The sequence below is a fragment of the Curtobacterium pusillum genome, assembly GCF_013359865.1.
In the GTDB taxonomy this organism is placed as follows: domain Bacteria; phylum Actinomycetota; class Actinomycetes; order Actinomycetales; family Microbacteriaceae; genus Curtobacterium; species Curtobacterium pusillum.
Genome location: NZ_JABMCE010000018.1, coordinates 1 through 4000 on the forward strand (window position 1 = coordinate 1; position 4000 = coordinate 4000).

Annotated in this window: 4 protein-coding genes; 1 reads left to right on the plus strand and 3 read right to left on the minus strand. The window is 70.7% G+C overall.

Annotated elements, in window-relative coordinates:
* Positions 1 to 346: 346 nt before the first annotated feature.
* From rlmN to HP507_RS00130, 3 genes are all read right to left on the minus strand, one after another.
* Complete coding sequence (rlmN, locus tag HP507_RS00120; protein WP_175349876.1) at positions 347 to 1579, minus strand: dual-specificity RNA methyltransferase RlmN; 1233 nt, start codon at positions 1577 to 1579, stop codon at positions 347 to 349.
* Between the two features lie 159 nt (positions 1580 to 1738).
* On the minus strand, positions 1739 to 2656 hold the full coding sequence (locus HP507_RS00125) for a C40 family peptidase (RefSeq protein ID WP_175349877.1): 918 nt from the start codon (positions 2654 to 2656) through the stop codon (positions 1739 to 1741).
* Positions 2657 to 2879: 223 nt separating this feature from the next.
* Positions 2880 to 3653, minus strand: a complete 774-nt coding sequence (locus HP507_RS00130; protein ID WP_175349878.1) for a pyridoxamine 5'-phosphate oxidase family protein — start codon at positions 3651 to 3653, stop codon at positions 2880 to 2882.
* A 34-nt stretch (positions 3654 to 3687) separates the two neighbouring features.
* Between HP507_RS00130 and HP507_RS00135 the strand changes: the two genes are divergently transcribed.
* Positions 3688 to 4000, plus strand: a 313-nt coding sequence (locus HP507_RS00135; protein ID WP_175349879.1) for a GntR family transcriptional regulator, incomplete at its 3' end; no start/stop codon positions are given.

Below are 4000 nucleotides of genomic sequence, written 5' to 3' on the forward strand. Positions count from 1 at the left end.
ACTGTCCACTGGACAATCTTCAATCCAAAAGGAATTGTCTCCGACGATCACAGCCGAAGCTGATCACGCACGGGGTCAATAAATTGGCATTGACAATGTGCACGCTGTTGAGTTCTCAAGGACCAGACGCACTCCCCACTCGGACCGCATGATCAGCGGGCTTCGTCAGAGAGGCTGGTTTCGTTGCCCGGGCGAGACTCGGAGGCGACCGTTCCGGCCGTTCCGTTCTCCGCCTCAGCGGCAACGAGTGATTACTTTACGCAGAGGTGAACGGGAGCACCAACCCGGCTCACATCCCGGGCGTGTCGGGCCGCGGAGGCCCGGAAACACGCGCATCCCGCGCCGTCTACTCGGCCGCGGCCAGCTGACCGCAGGCGCCGTCGATCTCCTTGCCGCGGGTGTCGCGGAGGGTCGTCGGGATGCCGGCGGCGTTGAGACGGCGGACGAACTCGTCCTGCACGTGCACCTCGGACGACGTCCAGACCGAGCCGGGCGTCGGGTTGAGCGGGATCGGGTTGACGTGCACCCACCCCTTGCCCCGTGCGTTCAGCTTCGAGGCGAGCAGGTCGGCGCGCCAGGCGTGGTCGTTCATGTCCTTGATGAGCGCGTACTCGATCGAGACACGTCGACCCGTCTTGACGAAGTAGTTGTGGGCGGCGTCGATCGCCTCGTCCGCCTTCCACCGCGAGTTCACCGGGATGAGCTCGTCGCGGAGCTCGTCGTCGGGCGCGTGCAGGGAGAGCGCGAAGGTGATCGGGATGTCCTCGTCCGCGAGCTTGTTGATCGCGGGCACCAGGCCGACGGTCGAGACCGTGATGCCGCGGGCGCTCATGCCGAGCCCGTTCGGTTGCGGTGCGACCATGGTCCGGACGGCGTCCATCACGCGCTTGTAGTTCGCCAGCGGCTCCCCCATGCCCATGAAGACGATGTTCGTCACGCGCTCGGCGTCGACGCGGTCCTGCCCGCCCTTGCCCTTCCCGCCGCCGAGTTCTCCGGCGGCGATCGCGGCGTTCGCGCGGACGATCTGCTCGATGATCTCGGCGGTGGACATGTTGCGGGTGAGCCCCTGTTGCCCGGTCGCGCAGAACGGGCAGTTCATGCCGCAGCCGGCCTGGGAGGAGACGCAGAGCGTGATGCGCCCCGGGTACCGCATGAGCACCGACTCGACCAGGGCGCCGTCGTGCAGCTTCCAGAGGAACTTGATCGTGTCGCCCTTGTCCGTCTCGAGACGACGGGTCTCGGTGAGGAGCGGCGGCAGCATGCCCGCGACGAGTTCGTCACGCTGCGCTGCCGGCAGGTCGGTCATCTTCGCCGGGTCGGACGTGTAGTGGGTGAAGTAGTGCGTCGACAGCTGCTTCGCGCGGAACTTCGGCAGGCCGAGTGCAACGACGGCCGCTTCACGCTCCGAGACCGTCATGTCCGCGAGGTGCACCGGCGGCTTGCCACGCTTCGGGGAGGCGAACTGGAGGAGCGGACGGCCCTCGGAGTCCTGCGCCTGGGTCCAGCCCTCGGTGCGCGGGCGCACCTGCGGACGAGCAGAGCGCTGCTCTTCGAAGGGGGTGCGGGTCTCGGTGGCCATCACTCCAGTTTACGGGAGACCAGCGCGATCAGGATTTCCGAGCGGCTGCCATGCATATGAGTACTGGATACCGGCTAGCCTGGTCGTCGTTCAGGGGGAATCTGACCGCGCGCCGGACGGGCTCTTCGACGAGTCCGTCCGGCACGCCGCCGGCGCTGCTCAGCTGCCGGCGGGCAGCACCCGTGCGAAGTGGTGCGCCGCCGAGTACATCGGGACGATGTCCACGGGGTCCCCGGGGTGCGGTGCCTGCAGCACGAGCCCGTCGCCGAGGAAGATGCCGACGTGGTCCTCGTTGTCGTACACCACGAGGTCACCGGGCTTCGCCTCGGACTCCGGGACCGTCGTCGCGGCGGCGTCCTGCGTCGGGACGTAGTGCACGAGCGGGATGCCCACGGCCGCGTACGCCACCATCGTCAGACCCGAGCAGTCGATGCCCTCGTGGCTCGCACCCCCCTCGACGTACGGGTCGCCCATGTACTGCAGAGCGGTGGAGACGACCGTCGCGCGGTCACCACCGGCCGAGAGGACCTTCGAGATGGCGTCCTCGGCCTGCTGGGTGCTCACGCCGAACTTCGTCACGATCGTGGGGTAGGAGACGATCGTCGTCGTGGTGGTCATGCCGTCGGTCGACACCACGGGCACCTGGACGTCGCGGGCGACCGTGTAGGTCTGCGCCTGCTGCGACGTCGTCGTCCCGTGGTGCGCCTCGGTGGACGGGGTGGCCGCGTTCGCCGGGAGCGCGAGGGTCAGGCTCGAGGTGACGGCGAGCGCGGGTGCGAGGAGGATGGCCGCCCGCTTGGCGTTCGCGGCCCGGCGGATGTGGCGCGGGTCCGCCGCACGCTCGGCGCGGACAGCGGCCGAACGGCTCAGCACCGCGGCGCCGGCGACGGCCGTCGAAGCGACCGGACGGCCCTGCGACAGCGAGACGGCCCGGGCCGGCTTCGTGTGCTCCACGAACGTCGAGCGGGCGACGGCCGGGCCGAACGCGGACCGGCGACCACGGGGCCGACGCAGCTCGACGCCGGTGTCGGTGGGTACTGCGCCGTCGGGTGCTGCGGAGAGTGCGTGGCGTCCCATGGTTCCTTCCGAGTCGGACGAGCCGACCCGAGCAGGTGACGAGGTGACTCGGAAAGATAACGTATTGGTCACGAACCTGGACTCCGCTGGGCAGCCTCGGCGGGTTCCTGCGGTTCGTCACAGGCTCCGCGATTTCTACCAGCGCGCTCAGAACCGGCCCCCAGCCGGGAAGAACCGGTCCCGAGGCGGGAAGAACCGGTCCCGAGGCGGGAAGAACCGGCGGTCAGGCGGGCGCGCGGCGCATGACGGCGGCGATCCGCGCCTCCCGAGCCGTGGCCAGGTCGTCCAGGCGAGCCGCCAGCGCCCGGACCGAGCCCTCGACCGGAGCGTCCCCCGAGATGTCCCCCGGGATCGCGACCCCGGCACGGGTCGCGAGGGGCAGGACGCCCGCCCAGACGGTGTGGTCCTCGCCGTCGTCGACGGCTTCGCCCACACCGGCTGCGCGGATCTTGACGCTCGCGCGGTCCAGTGGGAGCTGGAGGACCTGGGTGGCCCGGACCTCCTTGGCGGACATCTCACGGACCTCGTCGCGGCGACCCGGCATGAGGTGGTCGGCGAGCTGCCACAGCGCCTCGGCTCGCAGCTCGTCCGGTACCAGGGTCGCGTTGCCGACGACCACGGCGCTCCGGTAGTTCGCGGAGCTGTCGAACGTCGAGCGGGCGAACACGAGTCCGTCGACGTGGGTCACGGTGGCGGAGACCGGGACACCGGTCTCGCCGGCGTCGAGGAACAGGCCGCCGCCGGTCGAGCCGTGCAGGAGCAGTACCGGTCCGGCGCCGAGGTCGCCGACCCCGCAGAGGTACGGGAGCACGATCGGGTGGCCTCCGCGGACGAAGCCGACGTGGGCGACGATCGCCTCGGCGAGGATCGCGGAGAGGTCGGCGGGGTCGTGGGACTGGCGGTCGCGGAGGCGGCGGACGGTGAGCGACGGCCCACCGGGTGCGGGCCGGCCGTCGGTGGGGTCGGACTGCTCTGCCGGGAGGCTCGTGGTGCGCATGCGGGCAACGCTAGGGTCAGGAGTGGTCCGGTCCATGGACCAGATGGGCGGATCTCAGGTGGACCAGTCGAAGGACGTCGGCAAGACCGAGCGCGTCGTGGGGCGGGTGCGGGCCATGGTGCAGGACGGGACGCTGCGAGCGGGTGACGCGCTGCCCTCGACACGGGCGCTCGCCGTGGAGCTCGGCGTCGCGCGGGGCACCGTGGTCGCGGCGTACGAGCAGCTCGACGGGGAGGGGTGGATCCGGACCAGGCAGGGAGCCGCGGCGCGGGTGTCCGAGGGCGTGCCGACGGGCGGCCAGCGGCCGGACGGCACGGGGGCGGCGGCGGCCGCGACCGCGCCCGGGG

What these genes read in the sequence shown, in the direction of transcription:
- rlmN (WP_175349876.1), bottom strand. Translation starts at nt 1,579, where the DNA reads ATGGCCACCGAGACCCGCACCCCCTTCGAAGAGCAGCGCTCTGCTCGT.
- HP507_RS00125 (WP_175349877.1), bottom strand. Translation starts at nt 2,656, where the DNA reads ATGGGACGCCACGCACTCTCCGCAGCACCCGACGGCGCAGTACCCACC.
- HP507_RS00130 (WP_175349878.1), bottom strand. Translation starts at nt 3,653, where the DNA reads ATGCGCACCACGAGCCTCCCGGCAGAGCAGTCCGACCCCACCGACGGC.